23 protein-coding genes are annotated in these 23,606 nt (G+C 60.9%); 15 read left to right on the top strand and 8 right to left on the bottom strand.

Annotated elements, in window-relative coordinates:
- Nucleotides 1-77 precede the first annotated feature (77 nt).
- Nucleotides 78-1,073, bottom strand: a complete 996-nt coding sequence (gene araD1 / locus V8Z65_RS10375) for an AraD1 family protein (RefSeq protein WP_338719723.1) — start codon at nt 1,071-1,073, stop codon at nt 78-80.
- Between the two features lie 274 nt (nt 1,074-1,347).
- Here araD1 and recA point away from each other — a divergent pair, with 274 nt between their 5' ends.
- The 3 genes from recA (at nt 1,348) to V8Z65_RS10360 (ending at nt 5,942) form a co-directional block, all read left to right on the top strand.
- Complete coding sequence (gene recA, locus V8Z65_RS10370; RefSeq protein ID WP_338719721.1) at nt 1,348-2,421, top strand: recombinase RecA; 1,074 nt, start codon at nt 1,348-1,350, stop codon at nt 2,419-2,421.
- 176 nt (nt 2,422-2,597) lie between these two features.
- Nucleotides 2,598-5,237: an alanine--tRNA ligase gene (alaS, locus tag V8Z65_RS10365; protein ID WP_338719719.1), complete on the top strand. Its 2,640-nt coding sequence runs from the start codon at nt 2,598-2,600 to the stop codon at nt 5,235-5,237.
- Between the two features lie 123 nt (nt 5,238-5,360).
- Nucleotides 5,361-5,942: a hypothetical protein gene (locus V8Z65_RS10360; RefSeq protein WP_338719717.1), complete on the top strand. Its 582-nt coding sequence runs from the start codon at nt 5,361-5,363 to the stop codon at nt 5,940-5,942.
- Between the two features lie 5 nt (nt 5,943-5,947).
- Here the strand turns inward: V8Z65_RS10360 and V8Z65_RS10355 are convergent, their stop codons facing one another.
- Nucleotides 5,948-6,832, bottom strand: coding sequence for a DMT family transporter (locus V8Z65_RS10355; protein ID WP_338719716.1), 885 nt, complete (start codon nt 6,830-6,832; stop codon nt 5,948-5,950).
- Nucleotides 6,833-7,192: 360 nt separating this feature from the next.
- On the opposite strand from V8Z65_RS10355, the gene V8Z65_RS10350 reads away from it, so the two are divergent.
- Nucleotides 7,193-8,866: a VWA domain-containing protein gene (locus V8Z65_RS10350; RefSeq protein WP_338719714.1), complete on the top strand. Its 1,674-nt coding sequence runs from the start codon at nt 7,193-7,195 to the stop codon at nt 8,864-8,866.
- 86 nt (nt 8,867-8,952) lie between these two features.
- Here the strand turns inward: V8Z65_RS10350 and V8Z65_RS10345 are convergent, their stop codons facing one another.
- A complete protein-coding gene (locus V8Z65_RS10345; protein WP_338719712.1) occupies nt 8,953-9,372 on the bottom strand; it encodes a helix-turn-helix domain-containing protein in 420 nt (139 codons plus the stop codon).
- 86 nt (nt 9,373-9,458) lie between these two features.
- Between V8Z65_RS10345 and V8Z65_RS10340 the strand changes: the two genes are divergently transcribed.
- Nucleotides 9,459-10,046, top strand: coding sequence for a dihydrofolate reductase family protein (locus V8Z65_RS10340; RefSeq protein WP_338719710.1), 588 nt, complete (start codon nt 9,459-9,461; stop codon nt 10,044-10,046).
- 53 nt (nt 10,047-10,099) lie between these two features.
- Here V8Z65_RS10340 and V8Z65_RS10335 read toward each other — a convergent pair whose 3' ends face one another.
- Nucleotides 10,100-11,314 (bottom strand): NADP-dependent isocitrate dehydrogenase, encoded by a 1,215-nt coding sequence (locus V8Z65_RS10335; protein WP_338719708.1) that lies wholly within the window; start codon nt 11,312-11,314, stop codon nt 10,100-10,102.
- A gap of 145 nt (nt 11,315-11,459) precedes the next feature.
- Between V8Z65_RS10335 and V8Z65_RS10330 the strand changes: the two genes are divergently transcribed.
- Complete coding sequence (locus V8Z65_RS10330) at nt 11,460-11,876, top strand: MarR family transcriptional regulator (protein WP_338719706.1); 417 nt, start codon at nt 11,460-11,462, stop codon at nt 11,874-11,876.
- Nucleotides 11,877-11,938: 62 nt separating this feature from the next.
- Nucleotides 11,939-13,225 (top strand): beta-ketoacyl-ACP synthase II, encoded by a 1,287-nt coding sequence (gene fabF, locus V8Z65_RS10325; RefSeq protein WP_338719704.1) that lies wholly within the window; start codon nt 11,939-11,941, stop codon nt 13,223-13,225.
- Here the strand turns inward: fabF and V8Z65_RS10320 are convergent, their stop codons facing one another.
- Nucleotides 13,226-13,561 carry a TfoX/Sxy family protein gene (locus V8Z65_RS10320; protein ID WP_338719702.1) on the bottom strand — a complete coding sequence of 112 codons (336 nt, stop codon included), beginning with the start codon at nt 13,559-13,561 and terminating at the stop codon, nt 13,226-13,228.
- Entirely contained in the window at nt 13,558-14,034 is a 477-nt protein-coding gene (locus V8Z65_RS10315) for a GFA family protein (protein ID WP_338719700.1), read from the bottom strand. The genes V8Z65_RS10320 and V8Z65_RS10315 overlap by 4 nt, the downstream gene beginning before the upstream one ends.
- 52 nt (nt 14,035-14,086) lie before the next feature.
- Here V8Z65_RS10315 and V8Z65_RS10310 point away from each other — a divergent pair, with 52 nt between their 5' ends.
- The 4 genes from V8Z65_RS10310 to V8Z65_RS10295 all read left to right on the top strand — a co-directional run bounded on the left by V8Z65_RS10310 (nt 14,087) and on the right by V8Z65_RS10295 (nt 17,682).
- Complete coding sequence (locus V8Z65_RS10310) at nt 14,087-14,665, top strand: GNAT family protein (RefSeq protein WP_338719698.1); 579 nt, start codon at nt 14,087-14,089, stop codon at nt 14,663-14,665.
- 114 nt (nt 14,666-14,779) lie between these two features.
- Nucleotides 14,780-15,376, top strand: a complete 597-nt coding sequence (locus V8Z65_RS10305; RefSeq protein ID WP_338719696.1) for a GNAT family protein — start codon at nt 14,780-14,782, stop codon at nt 15,374-15,376.
- Nucleotides 15,377-15,465: 89 nt separating this feature from the next.
- On the top strand, nt 15,466-16,242 hold the full coding sequence (locus V8Z65_RS10300) for an RNA methyltransferase (protein WP_338719694.1): 777 nt from the start codon (nt 15,466-15,468) through the stop codon (nt 16,240-16,242).
- A gap of 201 nt (nt 16,243-16,443) precedes the next feature.
- The gene (locus V8Z65_RS10295) at nt 16,444-17,682 is read left to right on the top strand and encodes an MFS transporter (RefSeq protein ID WP_338719692.1); all 1,239 of its coding nucleotides are present in this window, start codon (nt 16,444-16,446) and stop codon (nt 17,680-17,682) included.
- On the opposite strand, the gene V8Z65_RS10290 is transcribed toward V8Z65_RS10295, so the two are convergent.
- Nucleotides 17,683-18,786, bottom strand: a complete 1,104-nt coding sequence (locus tag V8Z65_RS10290) for a phospholipase D-like domain-containing protein (RefSeq protein ID WP_338719690.1) — start codon at nt 18,784-18,786, stop codon at nt 17,683-17,685.
- Nucleotides 18,787-19,023: 237 nt separating this feature from the next.
- Here V8Z65_RS10290 and rpsD point away from each other — a divergent pair, with 237 nt between their 5' ends.
- Together rpsD and V8Z65_RS10280 are read left to right on the top strand one after the other, a co-directional pair.
- Nucleotides 19,024-19,641: a 30S ribosomal protein S4 gene (gene rpsD, locus V8Z65_RS10285; RefSeq protein WP_338719688.1), complete on the top strand. Its 618-nt coding sequence runs from the start codon at nt 19,024-19,026 to the stop codon at nt 19,639-19,641.
- A gap of 226 nt (nt 19,642-19,867) precedes the next feature.
- Complete coding sequence (locus V8Z65_RS10280) at nt 19,868-20,293, top strand: VOC family protein (protein ID WP_338719686.1); 426 nt, start codon at nt 19,868-19,870, stop codon at nt 20,291-20,293.
- Between the two features lie 40 nt (nt 20,294-20,333).
- Here the strand turns inward: V8Z65_RS10280 and sbmA are convergent, their stop codons facing one another.
- A complete protein-coding gene (gene sbmA, locus V8Z65_RS10275; RefSeq protein WP_338719684.1) occupies nt 20,334-21,650 on the bottom strand; it encodes a peptide antibiotic transporter SbmA in 1,317 nt (438 codons plus the stop codon).
- Nucleotides 21,651-21,817: 167 nt separating this feature from the next.
- Between sbmA and ttcA the strand changes: the two genes are divergently transcribed.
- Together ttcA and V8Z65_RS10265 are read left to right on the top strand one after the other, a co-directional pair.
- Nucleotides 21,818-22,687, top strand: a complete 870-nt coding sequence (ttcA, locus tag V8Z65_RS10270; protein WP_338719681.1) for a tRNA 2-thiocytidine(32) synthetase TtcA — start codon at nt 21,818-21,820, stop codon at nt 22,685-22,687.
- A gap of 4 nt (nt 22,688-22,691) precedes the next feature.
- Nucleotides 22,692-23,504, top strand: a complete 813-nt coding sequence (locus V8Z65_RS10265; protein WP_338719679.1) for an inositol monophosphatase — start codon at nt 22,692-22,694, stop codon at nt 23,502-23,504.
- Nucleotides 23,505-23,606: the final 102 nt, after the last annotated feature.

The following is a 23,606-nucleotide window of genomic DNA, read 5'->3' as shown; positions in this document are numbered from 1 at the left end:
CGGCCGGCGTCCATGCCCCAAAAAAGAAATCGCCGGGACGAGCCCGGCGATAAAACCCTCGGCAGGATGGGGCGGAACTAGTAGAGCCCGGCAATCACCACCGGCTTTTCCTCTTCCACGCGCACAGGATTGCGCAGCGGCAGGCCGAACTGGCTTTCCTCGATCTCGAAGACATCGTCGGGCTTGGTGGAAATGCCGTCGGCAAAGCTCAGCGTTGCCGTGCCGAACATATGCACATGCACGTCGCCCGGCTGGCAGAACAGGTCATATTTGAAGTGGTGATATTCGAGATTGGCTATGGTGTGGCTCATATTGTCCTCGCCCGAGAGGAAAGGCTTTTCCCACAGAACCTCGCCATTGCGCAGAATGCGCGACATGCCCTCGATATGGCGGGGCAAGTCGCCGATGCGCAGTTCGGGACCGAACGAGCAGGCGCGCAGCTTGGAATGTGCCAGATAGAGATAGTTGATCCGCTCGGTCACATGGTCGGAAAACTCATTGCCCAGGGCAAAGCCGAGGCGACGCGGCCGGCCTTCGGGATCGATGACGTAGATACCGGCGATTTCGGGTTCCTCGCCCGCATCCAGCGCGAAGGAGGGGGAGGGGATGGCGCTGCCTGGATTGACCACGATATGGCCATTGCCCTTATAGAACCATTCCGGCTGCACGCCCTTTTCGCCGGGCGCCGGCTTGCCGTTTTCCAGCCCCATGCGGAACATCTTCATGCTGTCGGTCAATTCGCCAGCCGGCTTCTCGCCATTGGCCTTGTGCATGGCGTCGCGCGTGGCGGCGGAGCCGAGATGGGTCAGGCCCGTGCCTGTCACATGCAGATGGGCCGGATCGGGATGATCGATCGGGGCCAGCAGCCGGCCTTCGTGTGCCAGGGCCTGCCGGTCGATGCTTTCGTCGAGCCCGCGGGTCTCGATGGCGGCGGGCAGGCCGCCCGTGGCCGCAAAGGCGCCCTGAACCAGTTCATAGACGCTGGCGACGCCCTTGACCCGGCGGGTCTCGCCATTATGCGTCACGCCGACGGCGCGATTCCCCTTGTCGTCATAGTACTGGATCAGATGCATGAGTGGTCCCCGGTTTGGCGTTGGCGGCATAAAACTGTTCCGGTGGGCAACTGTCCAGTCAAAAATCATACTTTTCTGCCCGGGCTGACGGTCAAACAGAATCGCTCTATCTGCACGGCGGTGCGGTCCTTTGCTGCTGGATGTTTTGTTCTCATTTTGTCTCTTGACGAAAATGAAACAAAATGAGAACAAATAAAGCACGAATTGAAGACATCTGGCATTGATCACCTCTCGTTGCATGGGCCCCGGGAGCGTGAAATAAGGAGACAGCATTATGGCAGCTTCGCCGCTTCGCGTCGTTGAGGGTGGATCGATGGACAAGGATAAGGCTCTTGCCGCAGCGCTGAGCCAGATCGAGCGGAATTTCGGCAAGGGCTCGATCATGCGCCTGGGTGAGAACTCGGCCATTGAGGTCGAGGCGATCTCGACCGGTTCGCTTGGCCTGGACATCGCGCTCGGCATTGGCGGGCTGCCCAAGGGCCGTATCGTTGAAATTTTCGGGCCGGAAAGCTCGGGCAAAACCACGCTGGCTTTGCACGTCATTGCCGAAGCGCAGCGCAAGGGTGGCATTTGCGCCTTCGTCGATGCCGAGCATGCGTTGGACCCCGTCTATGCGCGCAAGCTTGGCGTCAATGTCGATGATCTGCTGATCTCCCAGCCCGATGCCGGCGAACAGGCCCTGGAGATCACCGATACGCTGGTGCGGTCGGGCGCCATTGACGTTCTGGTGGTCGACTCGGTTGCCGCGCTTACGCCGCGCGCCGAACTGGAAGGTGAAATGGGCGACAGCCTACCCGGCCAGCAGGCGCGCTTGATGAGCCAGGCCATGCGCAAGTTGACCTCGTCCATCTCCAAGTCCAAGTGCCTTGTCATCTTCATCAACCAGATACGCATGAAGATCGGCGTTATGTATGGTTCGCCCGAAACCACGACCGGCGGCAATGCGCTGAAGTTCTATGCCTCGGTGCGTCTCGATATCCGCCGTATCGGCGCGATCAAGGATCGCGAGGAGATCGTCGGCAACCAGACCCGCGTCAAGGTGGTCAAGAACAAGCTGGCGCCGCCGTTCCGTCAGGTCGAATTCGACATCATGTATGGCGAGGGCATATCCAAGACTGGCGAATTGCTCGATCTGGGCGTCAAGTCGGGCATTGTCGAAAAGTCCGGCGCCTGGTTCTCCTGGGACAGCCAGCGGCTGGGGCAGGGGCGTGAGAATTCGCGTCAGTTCCTCAAGGACAATCCCGAAATCGCTGCCACGATCGAACAGGGTGTGCGCGAGAGTTCGGGGTTGCTGGGCGAGGTCCTTCTGGTCGATGGCGGCGACGACAGCGACAGCGGCGAGGATTGATCGGTCCGGACGATCCCATGCATTGCTTTGAGGCACCGGTTATCCGGTGCCTTTTTCTTGCCTTTTAGGCGGGATTGGGGGTGCCACGATGCTGGACAGGGCCAAGTCCTGCGGGATAGAAAGCCTCAAAATTCTTCCAAGGATGCGTTCGCATTCTCGCCCAAGAAAGCCTCTGCATGACCAGCGTAAACGATCTTCGTTCCAGCTTTGTCGGTTACTTTACACGGAACGGCCACGAACCTGTCGCCTCCAGCCCTTTGGTGCCGCGCAACGATCCGACGCTGATGTTCACCAATGCGGGCATGGTGCAGTTCAAGAACGTCTTTACGGGGGTCGAAAAGCGTCCCTATTCAACGGCCTCGACGGCGCAGAAATGCGTACGCGCCGGGGGTAAGCATAACGATCTCGACAATGTCGGTTTCACTGCGCGCCACCACACCTTCTTTGAAATGTTGGGGAATTTCTCCTTCGGCGATTATTTCAAGGATCGCGCCATCGAACTGGCCTGGACCCTGCTCACCAAGGATTGGGCGCTGCCTCGAGACAGGCTCATGGTCACTGTCTACGAGGACGATGACGAGGCCCTCGAGCTTTGGAAAAAGATTGCTGGCCTGTCCGAAGACCGCATTGTGCGTCTCGGGGCCAAGTCCAATTTCTGGCAGATGGGCGACACCGGCCCCTGCGGTCCCTGCTCGGAAATTTTCTACGACCACGGCGATAAGGTCTGGGGCGGCCCTCCGGGTTCGCCCGAGGAAGATGGCGATCGCTGGATCGAGATATGGAACCTGGTGTTCATGCAATATGAGCAGCATGGCGATGGGTCTCGCACTGGCCTGCCGCGTCCCTCGATCGACACCGGCATGGGGCTCGAGCGCATTGCTGCGGTCATGCAGGGCGTGCACGACAATTATGACATCGATCTGTTCAGGGCACTGATCGGGGCTGCGGCCAATGCCACCAATGCCGATATTGACGGTCCGGGCAATCGCAGTCTGCGCGTCATTGCCGACCATTTGCGCTCCATGAGCTTCCTGATTGCCGAGGGCGTTCTGCCCTCCAATGAGGGCCGCGGCTATGTGCTGCGGCGCATCATGCGCCGTGCCATGCGCCATGCGACCCTTTTGGGTGCCAATGAGCCGGTGATCCACAAGTTGGTGCCGACACTGGTGCGTGAAATGGGCCAGGCCTATCCTGAGCTCAGCCGTGGCGAGGCCATGATCGCTGAGACCGTGCGCCTCGAAGAGGGTCGTTTCCTCAAGACGCTGGGCCGTGGCCTGCAGATTCTCGAGGCCGAGACCGCCGATCTGGGCGAGGGAGCCGTGCTCGATGGCGCTACCGCGTTTAAACTCTATGACACCTATGGCTTCCCGCTCGACCTGACCCAAGATGCGTTGCGGTCGCGCAATATTTCGGTCGACCAGGCCGGGTTCGACGCCGCCATGGCCCAGCAGAAGGCCGAGGCGCGCAAGAATTGGGCCGGTTCGGGTGAGGCCGCTACCGATACGGTCTGGTATGGCCTGGCCGACAAGCTCGGCCCCACCGAATTTCTCGGCTATGAGACCGAGGTCGCCGAGGGCGAGGTCAAGGCGCTTCTGATCGAGGGAAGCGAAGTCGACGCGATCGCTGCCGGTCAGGACGGCATTGTGGTGGTCAATCAGACCCCCTTTTATGGCGAAAGCGGTGGCCAGGTCGGCGATAGTGGCGTGATCAAGGGCGAAGGTTTTGCCGCCCAGGTGCTGGATACCGGCAAGCATCACGGCGTCTTCGCCCATAAGGTCAAGGTCACCGAGGGTACGCTCAAGCGCGGGCAGGCCGTCGAATTGATCGTTGATCACGAGCGCCGCTCGGCGATCCGTGCCAATCACTCGGCCACCCATTTGCTACATGAGGCTCTGCGCCTGGTGCTGGGCGATCACGTTGCCCAGAAAGGGTCGCTGGTTTCGGCCGACCGCCTGCGCTTTGACTTTGTGCATACCAAGCCGATGACGCCGCAGGAAATGGCCGAGGTGGAGGATATTGCCAATGCGATCATTCTCCAGAACAGCCCGGTCGAGACGCGCCTGATGGGTGTCGATGAGGCCAAGGAATCGGGCGCTCGGGCGCTGTTCGGCGAAAAATACGGTGATGAAGTGCGCGTGGTGTCCATGGGCGAACCGTCGGGCAATGGCCTTGGTTGGTCGGTGGAACTATGTGGCGGCACCCATGTGCGCCGCACGGGCGATATTGGCCTGGTCTCGGTCGTCTCCGAGGGTGCCGTTGCCGCCGGGGTGCGCCGCATCGAGGCGCTGACGGGCAATGCGGCCCGCCATCGCGGCAATACCAGTACCAATATTGTGGCCTCGGCGGCCGGACTGTTGCGCTCGGGCACGCATGACGTGCTCGACCGCATCGAGGCCCTGCAGAACCAGCTCAAAAACGCGGAGAAGGCCCTGGCCGATGCTCGCCAGAAGCTGGCGCTGGGCGGTGGCGGCGCCGGCGGCGATGCCAGCGAAACCATCAATGGTGTGACCTTTGTCGGCCGTGTCGTCGAGGGCGTGGCCGCCAAGGACATCAAGTCGGTCGTGGATGCGGAAAAGAAACGCGTCGGCTCGGGCGTGGTGGTCATGGTGCTCAAGGGCGAGGACGGCAAGGGTACGGTGGCCATAGGCGTTACCGATGACCTGACCAGCCGCTATGCAGCCGGCACGCTGATCAAGTCGGCTACGGCGGCTTTGGGCGGGCAGGGCGGCGGCGGCCGTCCCGACATGGCCCAGGGCGGTGGGCCGGACGGCTCCAAGGCTGATGACGCCATTGCCGCGATCCGGGCACTGATCTAGTCCGCCCGTCCTAGCAATTTTATCGAAGCCGTTCAGCGTGGCACCATGCTGAACGGCTTTTTTGCATTTTCGCGCCCGCTGCACTGCGCTAGTATCGTTCCGTCGATTGGGAGGTCGACGGACATGAACGGACGATCAACGATCCTGTCCGAATGCGGGGCGGTGGCCTGTTGCCCGCCCGGCGCGCCGTTGAGAAGCCTCGAGCGCTTCGCCCGAGCGACTGGATTTGGCCTGTTCGCGCATTACCGCGATGTGACCGAATTGCGCAAACGGGTGGTCTCCAACCTGTTCTTTCTCGTCCATTTCGCCACTGAGGATGCGGAAAAGACCGATATCCTTCATCGGTTGCGGCATTACCCATCGCCCCGGGTGAAGCTCGCCCCGATCATCCTGATCACGCAGGATTGCGATGCGGACACGTTCCTGCGCTACATCGAAATGGGGTTTGACGACATTCTGTGCCTGCCGGAAAATTCGGAGCTACTGACGGACAGGCTGGTCAGCCAGCTCAAGCACGATATCGTTTATATCGAAACGGCCGATTATTTCGGACCGGACCGGCGGCGCATGGAGGTTATCGGGGGCGGTCATACCGCTCGCGTGTCCAATGCCCATCTGCATTCCAAACTGGTCATTCATCGGAGCGTGACCGACGGGCCGGCCATTGTGCGCCGGTGGGATTACTGGGACACCACCACGCATTAGGCGTTCTACTGCCCGATGCGGAAGAAGAAGATGCGCGGCTTCCAGCGGATGCGGGGACGTTCGCTCAGCACGTTGAGCAGTCCGGCGCCCACGACGATCACCATGCCCACAATGGCGATCCAGTCCGGATATTCCCCGAAGAACACCGCGCCGAACAGAATGGCCCAGATCAATTGGCTATATTGCACCGGGGCGATCAGATTGGCGGGGGTCTGCTTGCTGGCCTGAATGAGCAGCAGTCCGCCCATGCCCCCCAATAGGCCGATGCCGAGCAGGACGCCGAGCTGCGCCGGTGAGGGAACCACAAAACTGGGCGCCATCAGCACGGCATTGACGGCCGCCGAATATAGCACCTGCAGGCCCACAAGGCTCACGCGCCTTTCCTTGGGCGCCACATGGCGCAGCACGGTGGTTGTCACGGCCCCCAGCATGGCGCCGGCCATCATTACGAAATGGCCGGTTTCCAGCGCTTTCAGGCCCGGCCGGATCACCAGGACCACGCCCATGAAGCTGATGAACAGTAATATCCAGCGATGCAGGGCCACATATTCGCGCAGCACCAGCACCGAGAGCAGGGTCACGAACAGGGGCGTGGTGAAGCCGATGGCATAGACTTCGGCAAAGGGAATATGGGTGAAGGCGTACATCACGCAGGCGGTACCGCTAATGGCGGTCAGGCAGCGCAGATGCACCAGCCAAGGGTGGTGCAGCCGATAAATGTCGCGCCAGCGCTCGCCGCGCTTGGTCAGCATGGCCGGTATGATAGAGAATGACGTGGTGAAAAATGCGATTTCGAAGACCGACAGGGTCGGACCTGTGGCCTTGATCAGGGCGTCTGCCATGGAAAATACGGCATAGGCCAGAAAGGCCAGAATGACGCCGACGGGCATCTCACAATATCCGAAGTAAGGAAAGACTCGAGGAAGGATCGCGCCAGCATACGTGCCGCGCGATCCGGCGTCATCAGAATATGGTGCCCTTGGCCATCGGCATGCCAATGCACGGCGCCGACGCTGCCGTTTCTTGCCCGGGCAATGTCGAGAACAGCATAGATCGAGGTTTTACTGTACCCGGGGCCGTCGAGCCGGCATGATCAAGTTCTCCGCCTGTTCTTGCCGCAATACTATTCGCAGGCGGCGAACTTGGTGGGACAAATCTGAACTATCCATTCATGCTGGCTTCATGACCGGCATGGCTTTTTTAGCATGGTCGCCGGTCGTGGCGATATTTCAGTTTGGAGGGCGAATTTCATGCGACTTTTGAGTAGGGCCGTGCTGGGCGCGCTTGCCGCGATCGGGCTGGCATTCCCGGCGATAGCGGCCGAGCGGGCCGTCATCGTTCTGGATGGGTCCGGTTCCATGTGGGCCCAGGTCGATGGCAAGGCGCGCATCACCATTGCGCGCGAGACGCTGTCTTCGGTGTTGGCCGAGCTGCCGGACGATCTGGAGTTGGGCCTGATGACCTATGGTCATCGCGAAAAAGGCAATTGCGCCGATATTGAAATGCTGGTCGAGCCGGCCCCTGGCACGGGCGCGGCCATTGCCGAAGCGGCCGGCGACATCAATCCCAAGGGCATGACACCGCTTAGCGATGCGGTGCGCCTTGCCGCCGAAGAGCTGCGCTATACCGAGGAAAAGGCCACGGTCATTCTGATTACCGATGGGCTTGAAACCTGCGAAGTGGATCCCTGCGCCTTGGGCAGCGACCTTGAATCGCAGGGTATCGATTTTACCACCCATGTGCTCGGTTTCGGCCTTTCGGACGAAGAAGGTCGCCAGGTGGCCTGCCTAGCTGAGAATACCGGCGGCAAATATCTCTCCGCGCAGGATGGCAGCGACCTTGTCGAGGCTTTGACCCGCACCGTTGCAGAGGTGGCGCAGGCCGAACCCGAACCGGCGCCGGAGCCCGAACCGACGCCGCAGCCGGCCATGCTCGATAAGAATTTCACCATCGAAATGGCCCTGGCCGAAGGCGGTGACCTGCTGACCGATCAGAATGACGGTCCGGTCTATTGGGAACTCAACCAGAGTGGCGACACCATCGACTATGGCTATGGTATTCCCACCAAGCAGATCGCGCCGGGCGACTACGATCTGGTCGTGCGCTATGGTCCGGTCGAGCAGACCCAGTCCGTCACCATAGCCGCCGATGCGCTTGCCGCGCCCTATTTCGTGATGAATGCGGGCACCGTGATCGTCAGGGCCTATGCCGCAGAAGGTGAGCCCGTGGCCGATGGGGCAGCGCTCAACATCTATTTCGAAGGCGGGGACAGCTATGGCTATGGCGAGGGCGAATTTGCTGCGCCGGCTGGTGAGGTCACCGTCACGGCCAAGGTGGGGCAGGGCGAAGTGTCCGAGACTTTCACCCTCGCCGCCGGTGAAACGGTGGAAAAGGACCTGGTGGCCGGCGTCGGTCTTGCCGTGATCAATGGCAGCTATATCGAGGGCATGACCATCGAGGATGGTGGCATGGCGGTCAATGTCTTCAAGGCCGCCCAGGCCATTGACGGGTCGCGCGAAGAGGTTGGCTATGGCTATGGCCCGGGCAATGAATATCAACTGACGCCGGGCGATTATGTCGCCGAGGTGCGGATGAATGCAGCCAGCGCCCAGATGCCGTTCACGGTGGTCAGCGGCCAACGGGTCGATGTCGATGTGGTCATCAATGCCGGTGTTGCCGCCATCTCCATGCCCGAAGCGAAGTCCTTCCAGGTCTTCTCGGCCAAGAAGGATATTCAGGGCAATCGCGAAGAGATGGGCTACGGCTACGACACCGAATATCAGACCACGCTTCCCGCCGGCGATTTCGTCGTCGTCACCCGCTATGAGGACGATAGCGAGACGGAAACCGCCTTTACTGTGGTCGCCGGCGAGAGGGTCGAGGTCACAGCCGAAAAGGGCGCAGCTAAGGCCAAGACGAAATAGGTTCGATTCCATTTGTGCGACAGGAAGGTCGGGAGCAATCCCGGCCTTTTTTGTTGCTCCGGAACTACAGGGATCGAGCCGCTGGGTCAGATCCCCAGATGTTCTGCGCGCAAGGCGCTCATCAATTCATCCCAATGGGCCGGCCCACCAGCAAAGATGCCGCGAGCCTTGGCCGCTAGCTCTGCGTCGGCCGGCAATGTTCTCTGTCCCCAATTGCCGAGATGGGCCATGACCGGAACAAGCTGGATGGCGCTTTCGGTGAGACGATAGGTGATCCTTTGCTTGTGCGTCGGGTCCGCCGCGCGGACGAGCAGACCCGCCTCGACCAGCGCCTGCAGGCGATCCCGTAGAATGTTGGTGGCGATCTTCTCGTCGCTTTCGAGGAACTGATTGTAAGTCCGTTTTCCACCAAACATCATGTCGCGCAGGATGAGCAGGCTCCATCGATCGCCGAGAATTTCGAGCGTCAGATTGATGGGGCAGCCGGAACGGTTGTGGTTGCGCATGTCATCCTTCTAGGATTTCCACTTGCGATATGCAAGTGCCTTCGCTATCAACTACTTGTAAAATGCAATTGGTTTTGGAGCGAACGATGCGTAAGTTGGTGGTTTTGATGCAGACCTCCGCCGATGGGTTTGTTGGGGCCGACAGGCCTGTTTCATGGCAATTATGGAATTACGTAGAAAACTGGCCATGGGACGCGGCGCTACGGCGGGAGTTCAACGACACACTGGCGGCAGTCGATACGATATTGCTCAGCCGGTTGATGGTTGAGGACTATGTTGCGCACTGGACGGGTATCGCCGAGCTCTATCCGGCGCTGCCGGACTTTGCCTTCGCCCGGCACATTGTTGAGGCGGAAAAGATCGTGCTTACCGATACGTCGTTTGTACCCCGAGCGGAACGGACCCGGGCGATCAGGGGAGCTCTGCCTGAAACGATGAGGGCGCTCAAGCGAGGGCCTGGTCGGGACATTATCACTTTCGGTGGCGTACGCCTTGTTTCCGAGCTTTTGGCGGAGGGGCTCGTGGACGAGCTGCAGCTCTATGCTAATCCGGCGGCGTTGGGCGGCGGTCAAACGATTTTTTATGACGGAGCGCGTCAGCTCACGCTCCTGGGATCACAGAGCTACGATTGCGGAATTGTCGTCAATCGCTATGCGCCAGGCGAGCTGCTCTAGCAATAAAAAAGCCGGGGCAGGCCCCGGCTTTCGCTTGCAAGGCAAATTCAGGCTCAGGCGGCCATGGCCTTCTGCAGGTTGGCGTCGATGGCATCGAGGAAGCCCATCGTGGTCAGCCAGGGCTGATCGGGACCCACGAGCAGGGCCAGGTCCTTGGTCATCTTGCCTTCTTCGATGGTGTCGACAGTGACCTTTTCCAGCGTCTCGGCAAATTTGGCCAGTTCGGCATTATCGTCGAGCTTGGCGCGGTGGGCGAGACCACGGGTCCAGGCGAAGATCGAGGCGGTGGAATTGGTCGAGGTTTCCTTGCCCTGCTGATGCTGGCGATAGTGACGGGTCACCGTGCCGTGCGCAGCTTCGGCTTCCACGATCTTGCCATCGGGCGTTGCGAGAACCGAAGTCATCAGGCCCAGCGAGCCGAAACCCTGCGCCACGATGTCGGACTGCACGTCGCCGTCATAGTTCTTACAGGCCCAGACATAGCCACCGGACCACTTGAGGGCCGAGGCAACCATGTCGTCGATCAGGCGGTGTTCATACCAGATCTTCTTGGCTTCGAACTTGTCCTTGAACTCGGCGTCGTAGATTTCCTGGAAGATGTCCTTGAAGCGGCCGTCATAGGCCTTGAGAATGGTGTTCTTGGTCGAGAGATAGACCGGCACGCCGCGGGCGAGGCCGTAATTGAAGCTCGAATAGGCGAAGTCGCGGATCGACGCGTCCAGATTGTACATGCCCATGGCAATACCGGCGCTCGGGGCGTCGAACACGTCATGCTCGATCACGGTGCCGTCTTCGCCGACAAACTTCATGGTCAGCTTGCCCTTGCCGGGGAACTTGAAGTCGGTGGCGCGGTATTGGTCGCCAAAGGCGTGGCGGCCAACGATGATTGGCTGGGTCCAGCCCGGCACCAGGCGCGGCACGTTCTTGCAGATGATGGGCTCACGGAAAATCACGCCGCCCAGAATGTTGCGGATGGTGCCATTGGGCGACTTCCACATCTTCTTGAGCTTGAACTCCTCGACGCGGGCTTCATCGGGGGTGATGGTGGCGCATTTGATACCGACGCCGTGCTTCTTGATGGCATTGGCGGCATCGACTGTCACCTGATCATCGGTGGCGTCGCGGTTTTCGACCGACAGGTCATAATATTCAATTGGCAGGTCGAGATAGGGATGGATGAGCTTGTCCTTGATGGCCTGCCAGATGATCCGGGTCATCTCATCGCCGTCGAGGTCCACGACCGGGTTGGCGACTTTGATCTTGCTCATCGAAATACTCCCTTGAGAAAAGCTGATTATGGCACTTTGCCCTGTTCGGCGGTCCGTATAGCACTGCCAGAGAAAAGCGCAAAGACGGGCTCGGCAAGGGGGCTTGCCGTTGACCTGTGCATATACACGGGTGTATCGAAAACGCATGAAAGACGAATTCGATCTTTGCCTGGTGCTCAATACGCGCATGGCGGCGCGGGCCATTACGCGCAAGGCTGATGAGCGGCTGCGTCCCTATGAGGTGACGGCTGCCCAGTTCAATATTCTGGGCAAGTTGCAGGTCAGGCAGAACCGGTCGATTTCCGACATGGCCGACGAGATAGCGATGGATCGCACGACCTTGTCGCGCAATCTCTCGCTGCTCGAACAAAAGCGCCTGGTGTGCGCCACCTACGCCAAGGCAGGCGGCGCCCGGCATTATGAGGTGACCGAGGAAGGCAAGCGTCGTTTCGAGGCCGTCGTGCCGATCTGGCGTCAAACCATTGCCGAGCTTCGCACCCAACTCACCGACCCCGACTATATGACCATCATTTCCGGGCTGCGCGCCATCGCGCGGCTCTAGGCATGCGGCCGGGGCTGCAGGCGGCAATCGCCCATAGCCGTGCATATACACAGGAGAAACAGATGCTGAAACCAGATCCCGCAGATCCCATCGTTGTTACCGGAACGGGCATCGTCGGTCCCTTGGGAGTCGGCGTCGATGCGTTCTGGTCGCGTCTGATTGCGGGCCGCAGCGGTATTGTGCGCAATAACCGGTTCGATACCACCGGCTACGCCGCGCATATCGCCGGTCTGGTGCCTGACAAGGCCGACGATCCGGACGGTTTCGATCCGGCGGACCATATCGATGGCAAGGACATCAAGAAGATGGATCTGTTCATCCAATATGCCATTGCTGCCTGCGCAGAGGCGCTCGACCAGGCGGGCTGGCACCCGCAAACCGATGCCGATCGGGCTGCGACGGCCACCGTTATCGGGTCGGGAGTCGGCGGTTCGCCGGTCATGGCGCGAGCGGTGGAGACCATACATGCGAAGGGCCCAAGACGGCTTTCTCCATTCACCGTCCCCTCGTTCCTGGCCAATCTGGCCGCTGGCTGGCTCTCGATCATCCATCAATTCCGTGGGCCGATCGGAACTCCGGTGACGGCCTGTGCGGCCTCGGCACAAGCGATCGGCGATGGCATGCGGCTGATCCTGACCGGCGAGGCCGAAATTGCCGTGGTCGGTGGCGCCGAAGGGTCAGTCGATCCGATTTCCATCGGCGGCTTTGGCGCCTCGCGCGCCCTCAGCACCTCCTATGCCGATGCCCCGGAGAAGGCCTCGCGGCCCTTTGACAAGGGTCATGATGGATTTGTGCTCTCTGAGGGCGCAGCGGTGCTGGTGATCGAAAAGCTCAGCCATGCTCGCGCGCGCGGTGCCAGACCCCTCGCCGTTCTGGCCGGCTATGGTACCTCGGCCGATGCGTATCACTTGACCGCAGGATCGCCCGATGGGGCCGGGGCGCAGGTGGCCATGCGCAATGCGCTGGCCATGGCCGGGCTGGAGCCTTCGCAGATCGACTATGTCAACGCCCACGCCACATCGACCGAGGTTGGCGACGCGGCGGAAGTCGCCGGTTTGCGGGCCGTCTTTTCTGACCGTGGCAAAGATCTGGCGGTGTCCTCCACCAAGTCGGCGACCGGCCATATGCTGGGTGCTGCCGGCGCGGCGGAAGCGGTCATTGCCATTGCGGCCCTGCGCCACGGTATTGTTCCGCCCACGATCAATCTGGATGATCCGACCGAAGACGCCGACCATTTCGATCTGGTTCCCAACACCGCCAAAGCCAGGGCGATGCGCTATGTTCTGTCCAACTCGTTCGGCTTTGGCGGGGTCAATGCGGCGCTGGTCTTTGGTCAGGCGCCGGCCTGATCATTTCGGTGGCAACGTTTTTACGAAGGCAAAGGCCCGGTCGATCCATTCGCCCAGAGCAAAGTCCTCTTCCAGGGCGTCGCCGCTGACCACCACAAAGCCACCCATGGTGCGGCCGCCCATATCCATGACGCTGGCGCCGGGCTGCCGGAGGGCGCTCTCCATGCCCTCCTTGCCCACCCGCACCAGCAGCGAGCCGTCCTTCATGGGCGCGACCAGCATATTGCCATTGGACATGAAGGCATTGGCGCCGAACATTTTCTGCTCGCGAATGCTGTCGCCAGGCGAGAGCAGGGTGCGAATGCGGTCGGCCAGTTCGTCGGACGCCATGCTCATGCTTGTTTCTCCGGGCGGTAGGTCTGGTAACGGGGTAGTTGCGCGTCGATCAGGTCCCAGTCGGGATGATGGCGCGAGAATATCAATTGGGTGGGCGCATACCAGTCGCTCTCGCCGGCAAACAAGCCGGCCAGGACGATGCGGAAGGCCGGCGCGCGCGAGGATTGGGCGTAAATGGTCGTGCCGCATTCCGGGCAGAAGCGGCGCGTGAAGCTGGCGCCCGACTCGGCGGGGCGGACAAAGCTTTTGGTCGCGCCGGTCACCACGATCGCATCGGCGGGCAAAAGCACGACCGAGGAGTGGCCGCTGCCTGAGACTTTCTGGCAATTGCGGCAGCCGCACTGAAACATCGAGACGACGCGGCCCTGCGCATGCAGGGTCACCGCGCCGCAATCGCAACTGGCTTTCTGGTCGATAAAGGTGGTCGGCTTCATGCCGGCAGGCTGGCACGGGGCGGCGGCGGCGGCAAGCATCACCTTGCCAAGAGCGGTAGCAGGCGCAAAAGTGCGGCGCCCCGGAGAGACAATGGCCCTGCACCCCGATTTCCCTATTGAAACCGAACGTTTGCGTCTGCGCCCGTTCACGCGCGGCGATGTCGAGGCGGTGTTTGCCTATCGCGGCCGGGAGGATGTCGCGCGCTATCTGTTCGATCCGCCGCTCAGCCGCGAGGAATGTGCGCTGGCCATACAACAGCGCACCACCCAGACCGGTTTTCTGGAAGAGGGAGACCGGATCGTTCTGGCGGTGGAAACGCGGGAAGGCCAGGGGCCGATCGGCGAGGTCTCGCTGATCTGGCGCTCTGCCGAGGCGCGGCAGGGTGAATTGGGCTGGATTTTCCATCCCGCCTATCAGGGGCACGGCTATGCCACAGAAGCCACCAATGCCCTGCTCGATCTCGGCTTCGGTCCGGCAGACCTGCACCGCATCTTTGCCCGCTGCGACGCGCGCAACGAGCCCTCCTGGCGGCTGATGGAACGGCTGGGTATGCGCCGGGAAGCTCATTTCCGCGAGCATGCGCGGTTCAAGGGCGAATGGGACGAAGAATTCTACTACGCCATTCTGCGCGACGAATGGCTCTCCCTGCGGCATTCGGGTGAAGTTTGAGCTGCGTCAAACGCTCGTCAAAGCGATGCGATATTGTCCCGAATGTCAGGAACCACGGAGCGTGCCCAGCGTTCCTTGCGAGCGCCTGTCAAACGCTGCGGAGGGTACCGGATCATGTCGTCTTTGCGCTTGCCGATCGAAACCGACCACCTCTACCTCAGACCCTTCGAACGTGGTGATCTCGATGCCGTCAGGCGCTATCACATGCTGCCCTCGGTCCAGCGCTATGTCGAACGGCCGACGCGCTACGACGCCGATATCCCTGCCGCCATCGAAATCATGCGCTCGCAGGTGGAACTGCACCGGCCCGGCGAAACCCTGACGCTGGCTATGGTGCGCAAGGGTGATCATGTGCTGGTCGGGCAGGTGGGCCTCAAATGGTCCGATGCCACGGCGGGGCAGGGCGAATTGCACTTTGTCATTGATCCGGCTGAAAGCGGCAAGGGTTATCTCACCCAGGCGCTAACGGCCATGATCGACCTGGCTTTCGACCATTTCCGCATTCATCGGCTCATGGTGCGCTGCGACGGGCGCAGCCACCATTCGATCAAGCTGATGCAGAAGCTGGGCATGCGGCTCGAAGCTCATTATCGCGAACATGCCCTGTTCCAGGGCGAATGGGACGAGGAAATGCATTTCGCCCTGCTCGATCGCGAATGGCAGGTCAGCGCTAAAGTGCAGGACCTGCCCATACGGGCTCGCGTCGCCTGATTTGCTGAATGGCGGCAATTGGGCTATGTCGCCGCCACATTTCAGCGGATCGATGACAGATGGCCGGCACAGACAGTTCTCAACCCCTCATGCTCGCGCCATGTCCGGCGATCATCCTGTGCGAACCGCAATTGGGCGAGAATATCGGCGCGGCGGCACGGGCCATGGCCAATTTCGGACTGTGGGATATGCGGCTGGTGCGTCCTCGCGACGGCTGGCCGAATGAAAAGGCCGTTGCCGCCGCCTCGCGGGCCGATCACGTACTGGAGCGGGTGCGGGTTTTCGAGACGCTGGAAGAAGCCATGGGCGACCTGACCCTGGTCTATGCAACCACGGCCCGCTCACGCGACATGCAGAAAGAGGTTTTTGGTCCCGAGGAAGCCTCCTCGGCCATGGCCAGCCACATCGACGGCGGGCAGAAGGCCGGGCTGTTATTCGGCCGCGAGCGCTGGGGCCTGCTCAATGAAGAAGTGGCCATGGCCGATGCCATTGTCACCTTGCCGGTCGAGGCCGCCTTTGCCTCGCTCAATATCGCCCAGGCCGTGCTGCTGATGTCCTATGAGTGGCGGCGCACCAGCGAGGCGGGCCGGGCGCTGCCCTTTGGCGACAATCTGGCCGAGGCCGCGCCGCGCCACGAGCTGGTGGGCCTGTTCGAGCATCTCGAAGGCGTGCTGGACCAGACGGGGTTTTTCACCACGCCCGACAAACGGCCCAGCATGGTCAACAATCTGCGCACGGCACTGACCCGCGGCCGGTTCACCAGCCAGGAAATCCGCACCCTGCGCGGCGTCATTTCCTCCATCGACCGCCGCCATGAGCGGCCCAATCCCAATCGGATGAAGAAGGCGACCAAGACCGAGGAGTAGGGCCTTTCCGTTGCTGGGTTACCCCCACTCTTGATCCCTCCCCACAAGGGGGAGGGAGACGATGAACACAATCGGTTCGGCCCTGCACCTCCCTCCCCTTGATGGGGAGGGACTGAGGCTGGGATGAAGCAACGCACGATGGCGCATCTGATCACACTCCCCCTTTGACCGTTCATCGCCAAAATGCGATGAGCAGCTATCATGAGTGCACCCGCCCCCTCCGAGCCGTCCAAGCTCGCCTTCACCTATCTCGGTTTCCGCTTTTTCTGGCTGACCACGCTATTGGTCAGCTTTGCGGTCCAGATCATGTCGGTGTCTATCGCCTGGCAGATCTATGACGTTACCGGCGAGCCATTCCTGCTCGGGCTTGTGGGCCTGTGCCTGTTTCTGCCCGCCTTGCTGCTCATTCTTGTCACGGGCCTCACTGCGGATCGCTTCAACCGGCGCGGCATCATGGCGGTCTGCCTCACGGTCGAACTGGCCTGCGCCATCGGCTTCCTGCTGCTGGTCAATGCGGAAGCGCACGAGGTCTGGCCGATCTTTGTCATCCTGGTGGTGCTCGGTACGGCCCGGGCCTTCTGGGGCCCCGCGGCGCAATCGCTGGCGCCCAATCTGGTGCCGACCGAAGCGCTTTCCAATGCCATCACCGTCAATGCCTCGGCCTGGCAATTCGCCTCGATTACCGGCCCGGCCGTCGGTGGCCTGCTCTATGGCATAGCGCCCAGCTTCGCCTTCGGCACGGGCGCAGCATTGCTGGTTTGCGCAGTGGTGACCGTGCTGCTGATCCCCCGGCCAGCCAAACGTGAGTCGCATCAGGCCACGAGCCTGGAAACCATGTTCGGCGGCTTCCGCTATATCTTTTCCAACAAGGTGGTGCTGGGCGCCATCTCGCTCGATATGTTTGCCGTCCTGATGGGCGGCGCCGTGGCGCTGCTACCGATCTATGCCAAGGATATTCTCAATGCCGGGCCGACCGAGCTGGGGCTGCTGCGCGCCGCGCCGGGCCTGGGGGCCATTGTCATGGCGCTTTATCTGACGCGCTTTCCGGTGCGCGACCATGCCGGCAAGGTGCTGTTCCTGTTTGTGGGCCTGTTCGGCGCCTTCACCGTTCTTTTCGGCTTTTCCACGACGGTCTGGGTGTCCATTCCGGCGCTGGCCCTGGTCGGCGCTGCCGACATGGTCAGCGTCACTATCCGCGAGACCATTATGCAGCTCTGGACGCCTGAAGAGGTGCGCGGCCGGGTCAACGCGGTCAATTCCGTCTTTATCGGGGCGTCGAACGAATTGGGCGAGTTCCGCGCCGGTACAGTGGCGCATCTGATCGGTCCGGTGCCGGCGGTGGTCCTGGGTGGGTTCGGCGCCATGGCTGTGGCCGTCATCTGGAGCCGCATCTTCCCGCAATTGCGCGAGCAGCGGCATATCGACAAGCGCATGGCCTGATCAGCCGAGCCCAGGCACCGGCACGGGCGATCCGTGGACTTCGGCCATGCGGTCGATTTCCTTGCGCGCCGCCATAGCAATGGCCTTTTGGCCGGGTGTGGGATTCTCCAGGTCGCCGAGCACGACAATGTTCTCGTCATTATAGAGATTGGCCGGCTGGGTGTAGTTGAAGCTGCCCAAAATGGTCAGGCTGTCGTCGATCACCATCATCTTGTGGTGCAGCTTGCGGATGCCTTTGCGATTGCCGCCGACAAAGACCATTTCGATGCCGGCGGCGGCCAGGGCCTTGGTCGGCGCATATTTGCTGCCACCCTGGGTGCGGTCGATCAGCCCGCGCAGCCTTATCCGCTCGTGAATGCTGAGCATGGTGTCGTCGATGCCCGATGAGCCGGAAAAGGTGAAAATGGCAAAATCGATGCGTTCGCGGGCTTTGAGCATCTGCTTCATGATTTCCATTTCCGGACCATGATCGGGCGCGAAACACACTTTGACCCGCACGTCGCCCACAAGCAGCTCCTTGGGCCGAATGGTATGTCCGCCCGCTGCTGGCGGGGCCACCGAATAGCGGCCGAACTGGCCGCGTCGTAACTCGGTATATTCGCGCGAGAACTCCTTGGCGACTTCCACATCCTCAACCGTGAGAATGGCATTGAGGTTCTTATGGGTATCGGTGTCGGTGAAGTTGGCCGAGCCGGTCAGCACCGCCTGGCCGTCGCGAATGATGAATTTCTGGTGGAAGATTTCCGGGTTGAAATCGGTCCTGACCCAGGCGCTGGCGCGCAGCAGAGCCATCTGGATCAGCCGGTTTTTCTCCTGGCCGAGCGTGAGGCTGGATGTGAAGGGATTGGCGGCGGGCTTGTCCTCCACCAGATAGTCGGCTTCGGAGATAATGCGGACCCGCACGCCGCGCAGTTGCGCTTCCACGATCGCCTCGGCAATGGGCTGATTGTCGAGTTCCTGTACGGCGATATCGAGCGATTTTTCGGCGCCGGCGATAAAGTCGACTATGACGGCCTCGAGATCGTCGAGCGTGCTATTGGGGCCCGATGGGTCGACGTCGCGTGGGCCGAGGTAGAACTTGATGCTGCCCAGATCCACTGCCATCGTTGCCTCCGATGCCTGTCTGGCGCGCAGTCTAGCAGAGCTTTGGGGCGCGTCGAAGCTTGGGAAAAGTCCCATTGGCTTGACTCGCCTGCTTCTGGCCTCTATGACGCGCCCACCTATTCCGGCCAACCGGCCCATAGGCGCACCCGGGATTCTCTATAGGGAGTCTGTCGGTCCTGGTGAAAGCCAGGGCAGAGGAGGGCGCGATCCATTCAAACGTGATGAAAAGGATACGCGATGTCGAAGCGTCATTCCGTAAAGTACAAGATTGACCGCCGCCTTGGCGAAAACATCTGGGGCCGTCCCAAGTCCCCGCTGAACGCTCGTGCCTATGGCCCGGGCCAGCATGGCCAGCGCCGCAAGGGCAAGCTCTCGGACTATGGTCTGCAGCTGCGCGCCAAGCAGAAGCTCAAGGGCTATTATGGCTCGATCACCGAAAAGGGTTTCCGCCGTCTTTATGACGAAGCCAACCGCCGCAAGGGCGATACTGGTGAAAACCTGATCGGCCTGCTCGAAAGCCGTCTGGACGCCATCGTCTACCGCGCCAAGTTCGTGCCGACCGTGTTCGCTGCCCGCCAGTTCGTGTCCCACGGCCACATCCTGGTCAATGGCAAGCGCGTCAATATTCCGTCCTACCAGGTCAAGATCGGCGACAAGATCGAAATCCGTGAGCGCTCCAAGCAGCTCACCGTGGTTCTCGAAGCCGTTCAGCTCGCCGAGCGCGACGTTCCGGACTATGTGGAAGTCGACCACAACAAGATGGTTGCGACCTATGTCCGCGTCCCGGCCCTGTCGGACGTGCCCTATCCGGTCCAGATGGAACCGAACCTGGTCGTCGAATTCTACTCGCGTTAATCCGCGGGTTCGACACCACCGAATTGGAAGGGCCGCTCCTTGGGAGCGGCCCTTTTTATTGTGCCCGGGGCGGACGAATCCGCTATCCTAATGGCGTCAGAAAAGGAGAGGCTGGTGCGGTTAGCCCGGCCCCCGCGTGAGCGGGTCCTGGCCGTGCCTCTTGGCATTGAGTCCCGTGGCCTTCACCGTCTGCGCTAGATGCGTGGCGAACGAAAGGTACTGGAAAATGCAACAGCAAATGGCCGTCATGACCCTTGGTAGTACTGACCTTGAGCGCGCAAAACGCTTTTACGCCAATGGTTTCGGGTGGAAACTTGCCTTCGAGAATCCGGAGATTGTCTTTTATCAGATGAACGGCTTCGTCCTCGGGTTGTTCCTGCAAAGCGCTTTAGAAACGGATATGGGCCGCCAGGGCCTGGCGGCCGGGCCGGGCGCCTATGCCCTGGCCCATAATGTGCGCGAACAGGCGCAGGTCGAGCCACTAATGCAGCAATTGCTCGACGCCGGTGGCACCCTGATCCGTCCGGCGGATGCGCCGCCGCATGGCGGGTATCGCGGTTATGTCGCCGATCCCGATGGCCATGCCTGGGAAGTCGCCTGGAATCCGGCCTGGCCGATTAGCCCGGAAGGCTATGTTACGCTGGTGACCTGAGCGCAAATGGAAGGGCCGCTTGTTAGAGCGGCCCTTTTGCTCAGATCCCTGCGGGAAGCCCTTCGGCGCCGCCATCGCGATCGCTAGGTAACGGCTCGAACTCTTCATCCGTGCCGACATAACGCGGATCGTCATAATCGACGCCCGAGACCGCGTCGTGCGGAATATTGGCCTCGAAGGTGCGCAGGCGTTTGTAGACCGAGATCAGCGAGATGATCGTCGTCCAGCTATTGGCCAGGAACCGGAAGGAGTCTTCCACCTGTCCAAAGGCATTGCTGACCTGCTGGAACAGGCCAAGCGTCAATGCGCCGGCGGCAATCGAGGGCGACATTGCAATCAGCGGCACGAAATTGGCGCCCTGGAGGTACACATAGCGTGCCACGTTAAAATAGAGGTAGTGCCCGTAAAGCCGGAAATAATTGCGCTGTACACCGAGGAAGAATTCCTTAGTGCTGAGTGGCCGGGCGCGTTGATGGTTATCCTCGCCATAGACCAGCTCCTTGCGGAACGCCGCCTCTACGCGCTGGTTCTGGAATTCGAGGCCCGGTAGCTTGATGCCGACCAGACCCAGCAGCACTGTGCCGGCGATGGCCGACATCAGGGCCACCCAGACAAGGCTGCCATCGACAGGACCGATCAGCGGCAATTCGGTGATGTTCTGCGACAAGTCCCAGAGCAGGGGCAGGAAGACCAGGAGGGTCATGACCGAGCTGACCAGTGCAACGGCCAGGCCCTCCACGATATTGGCAAAGCGCTGGGTATCTTCCTGGATACGCTGGGACGCGCCTTCGACACCGCGCAGCTTGGGCCAGTGACTCATATAGAAAAAGGTCATCGCCCGCCGCCAGCGGAACAGATAATGGGCAATGAAGAAGGCATTGAGCACTAGAACCGCGATGCGCGGCACAAGCACGTAAAGCACGGTGGAGAGTTCGCCGTAGATTTCTTCCAGCGACACGCTGCCCGGATTGGTCAGGGCGCCCTGGAACATATTGTAGAACTCGCCATACCAGGCGTTCATCCAGGCGCCGATCTGCACGTCGAAGAACACCACTTCGACAATGGTGACGGTGCCCACCACTGACCACCAGTACCAGCGGCGATTATTACCGATCCAGTACCAGGGAATGCAGAACAGATATCCGGCCATCAGCACATATTGATAGAGCCAGACCTTGTCGGGGGTCAGGAACACATCGGGGTCGGCCTCGGTGGGCATCTGGCCGAGGACCGGCCCGAGGCTGATCAGGCTCCCTATGGCATCGCCAGCCAGGAACCAGATTGCCATGGTGAGGATGGCCCAGCCTAGGGCGGCGGTAAAGAAGAGCTTTGGATCGGGAAAGAAGGAGCGGAACACCGGGAGACTCCAGGGTGTCAGGAAGATGATGTCATCTAACTGTGGCAAATGGGATTAAACAAGGACGGGAAGTTAAGCTTTGGTAAGGTTTCGCGCCCTTGGCCGGTCTTTCCATTGCGCCCTTGTCGCGTTATCAGCTACGCGACCGTTCAAATGAGAGTTTCGCCATGTCCGCGGTGATGGAAGCCCCCGCCACGCAAGACGAGGACGCCGATACCGGCGCCCATCCGATCTATGCCCATGCGCCGCGCTCGGTAGAGTTCAACAAGCTCAGGAAGCGCCTCATCCGCAACACCCGCGAGGCGCTGGACAAGTTCGCCATGGTGCGGCCGGGCGAGAAATGGCTGATCGCCCTTTCCGGGGGCAAGGACAGCTACGGCCTGCTGGCGCTGCTGCTCGACCTCAAGTGGCGCGGCCTGTTGCCGGTCGAATTGCTCGCCTGCAATCTCGACCAGGGCCAGCCGAACTTTCCCAAACATATCCTGCCCGAATTCCTGACCGGCCTCGGCGTCGAGCATCGCATCGAATATCAGGACACCTATTCTATCGTCACCGACAAGCTGCCGGCTGGCGCGACCTATTGTTCGCTCTGCTCGCGGCTGCGGCGCGGCAATCTCTATCGCATCGCGCGCGAGGAGGGGTGCACGGCGCTGGTGCTTGGCCACCATCGCGACGACAGTCTCGAAACCTTCTTCATGAACCTCTTCCATGGCGGCAAGCTTGCGGCCATGCCGCCAAAGCTGGTCAATGACGAGGGCGATCTCGAAGTGCTGCGCCCGCTGATCTATTGCGCCGAGGAGGATTTGCAGCGCTTCTCCGATGCCATGGCGTTTCCGATCATCCCCTGCGATCTCTGCGGCTCACAGGACGGGCTTCAACGCAATGTCACCAAGGCCATGCTCAATGACATGGAAAAGGCCATGCCCGGCCGCAAGGATGTGATGATCCGCGCCCTGGGCAATATCAATCCCAGCCACATGCTGGATCCGCGCCTGTTCGATTTTTCCGCTCTTTCCATCAAGCCAAAGGACGCCTAGTTCCATGAATATCGATCGCCTCGCCGCCATCCTGAAACAGGCCGCGCAGGAGGAGATCATGCCGCGCTTCCGAAGGCTGGACGCAGGCACTATCCAGACCAAGTCGGGGGCTTTCGACCTGGTGACCGAGGCCGATGTCGGCGCTGAAAAACTGATCGCTGCCGCGATCAACGCGCATCGTCCCGACATTCAGGTCATTGGTGAAGAGGCGGTTGCGGCCAATCCGAAATTGCTCGATTCCGACTTCGAAGATCGAATCGTGATTTTCGTCGATCCCGTTGATGGCACAGCCAATTTTGCCGGCGGCCTGCCGCTCTTTGCGGTCATGGCCTCGGTGGTACAGAATGGTGAGACGGTAGCCGGCGTCATCTACGATCCCTTGGGCGATGACACGGTCATGGCCGAAAAGGGCTGCGGCGCCTTCCATATCTTCCCCGATGGCCGCGCTATTCGCCAGAAATTTGCCGATCCGGTGCCGCTGTCGGAAATGGGCGGCATGGCGTCCACCATGTTCCTGCCGATGGAACAACGCAGCACGGTCATGGGCAATCTGGCCAAGGTCAAGATGCTGGCCAATTACCGCTGCGCCGGCCACGAATATCGCTATGCCGCCGGCGGCAATGTGCATTTCATGATGTATGCCAAGCTCATGCCCTGGGACCATGTGGGCGGTGCGCTGATCATGCGCGAGGCCGGCGCCCATGTCGCCAAGTTCGACGGCTCGCCCTATCGCCCCTCTGATCTTGGTGGCGGCTTGCTGATTGCTTCTGACAAGGACAGCTGGGAAGAATTGCGCCACGAGGTATTTGCGGTCTGAGAGGACATCTCGCTGCGTGACGCCCCTCGTGCCAAGGCGCGACTCGTTTGTCGAAATCGGTTCGGCTCATCCGTCGCTCCGGTATCAGACAGAGGAGAAACA

This window comes from Devosia sp. XK-2 (assembly GCF_037113415.1).
Classification (GTDB): Bacteria; Pseudomonadota; Alphaproteobacteria; order Rhizobiales; family Devosiaceae; genus Devosia.
Note: the sequence above shows the minus strand (reverse complement) of the source record. Positions and strands in the feature narration are given on the sequence as shown.

Excerpts from the sequence above, each read along its gene's own strand:
- V8Z65_RS10300 (WP_338719694.1), top strand. The coding sequence starts at position 15,466 with ATGCTCGCGCCATGTCCGGCGATCATCCTGTGCGAACCGCAATTGGGC.
- recA (WP_338719721.1), top strand. The coding sequence starts at position 1,348 with ATGGCAGCTTCGCCGCTTCGCGTCGTTGAGGGTGGATCGATGGACAAG.
- V8Z65_RS10320 (WP_338719702.1), bottom strand. The coding sequence starts at position 13,561 with ATGAGCATGGCGTCCGACGAACTGGCCGACCGCATTCGCACCCTGCTC.
- V8Z65_RS10315 (WP_338719700.1), bottom strand. The coding sequence starts at position 14,034 with ATGCTTGCCGCCGCCGCCGCCCCGTGCCAGCCTGCCGGCATGAAGCCG.
- V8Z65_RS10305 (WP_338719696.1), top strand. The coding sequence starts at position 14,780 with ATGTCGTCTTTGCGCTTGCCGATCGAAACCGACCACCTCTACCTCAGA.
- V8Z65_RS10335 (WP_338719708.1), bottom strand. The coding sequence starts at position 11,314 with ATGAGCAAGATCAAAGTCGCCAACCCGGTCGTGGACCTCGACGGCGAT.
- V8Z65_RS10295 (WP_338719692.1), top strand. The coding sequence starts at position 16,444 with ATGAGTGCACCCGCCCCCTCCGAGCCGTCCAAGCTCGCCTTCACCTAT.
- V8Z65_RS10340 (WP_338719710.1), top strand. The coding sequence starts at position 9,459 with ATGCGTAAGTTGGTGGTTTTGATGCAGACCTCCGCCGATGGGTTTGTT.
- fabF (WP_338719704.1), top strand. The coding sequence starts at position 11,939 with ATGCTGAAACCAGATCCCGCAGATCCCATCGTTGTTACCGGAACGGGC.
- V8Z65_RS10360 (WP_338719717.1), top strand. The coding sequence starts at position 5,361 with ATGAACGGACGATCAACGATCCTGTCCGAATGCGGGGCGGTGGCCTGT.
- rpsD (WP_338719688.1), top strand. The coding sequence starts at position 19,024 with ATGTCGAAGCGTCATTCCGTAAAGTACAAGATTGACCGCCGCCTTGGC.
- araD1 (WP_338719723.1), bottom strand. The coding sequence starts at position 1,073 with ATGCATCTGATCCAGTACTATGACGACAAGGGGAATCGCGCCGTCGGC.
- V8Z65_RS10355 (WP_338719716.1), bottom strand. The coding sequence starts at position 6,832 with ATGCCCGTCGGCGTCATTCTGGCCTTTCTGGCCTATGCCGTATTTTCC.
- V8Z65_RS10350 (WP_338719714.1), top strand. The coding sequence starts at position 7,193 with ATGCGACTTTTGAGTAGGGCCGTGCTGGGCGCGCTTGCCGCGATCGGG.
- V8Z65_RS10345 (WP_338719712.1), bottom strand. The coding sequence starts at position 9,372 with ATGCGCAACCACAACCGTTCCGGCTGCCCCATCAATCTGACGCTCGAA.
- V8Z65_RS10290 (WP_338719690.1), bottom strand. The coding sequence starts at position 18,786 with ATGGCAGTGGATCTGGGCAGCATCAAGTTCTACCTCGGCCCACGCGAC.
- V8Z65_RS10265 (WP_338719679.1), top strand. The coding sequence starts at position 22,692 with ATGAATATCGATCGCCTCGCCGCCATCCTGAAACAGGCCGCGCAGGAG.
- V8Z65_RS10280 (WP_338719686.1), top strand. The coding sequence starts at position 19,868 with ATGCAACAGCAAATGGCCGTCATGACCCTTGGTAGTACTGACCTTGAG.
- ttcA (WP_338719681.1), top strand. The coding sequence starts at position 21,818 with ATGTCCGCGGTGATGGAAGCCCCCGCCACGCAAGACGAGGACGCCGAT.
- alaS (WP_338719719.1), top strand. The coding sequence starts at position 2,598 with ATGACCAGCGTAAACGATCTTCGTTCCAGCTTTGTCGGTTACTTTACA.
- V8Z65_RS10330 (WP_338719706.1), top strand. The coding sequence starts at position 11,460 with ATGAAAGACGAATTCGATCTTTGCCTGGTGCTCAATACGCGCATGGCG.
- V8Z65_RS10310 (WP_338719698.1), top strand. The coding sequence starts at position 14,087 with ATGGCCCTGCACCCCGATTTCCCTATTGAAACCGAACGTTTGCGTCTG.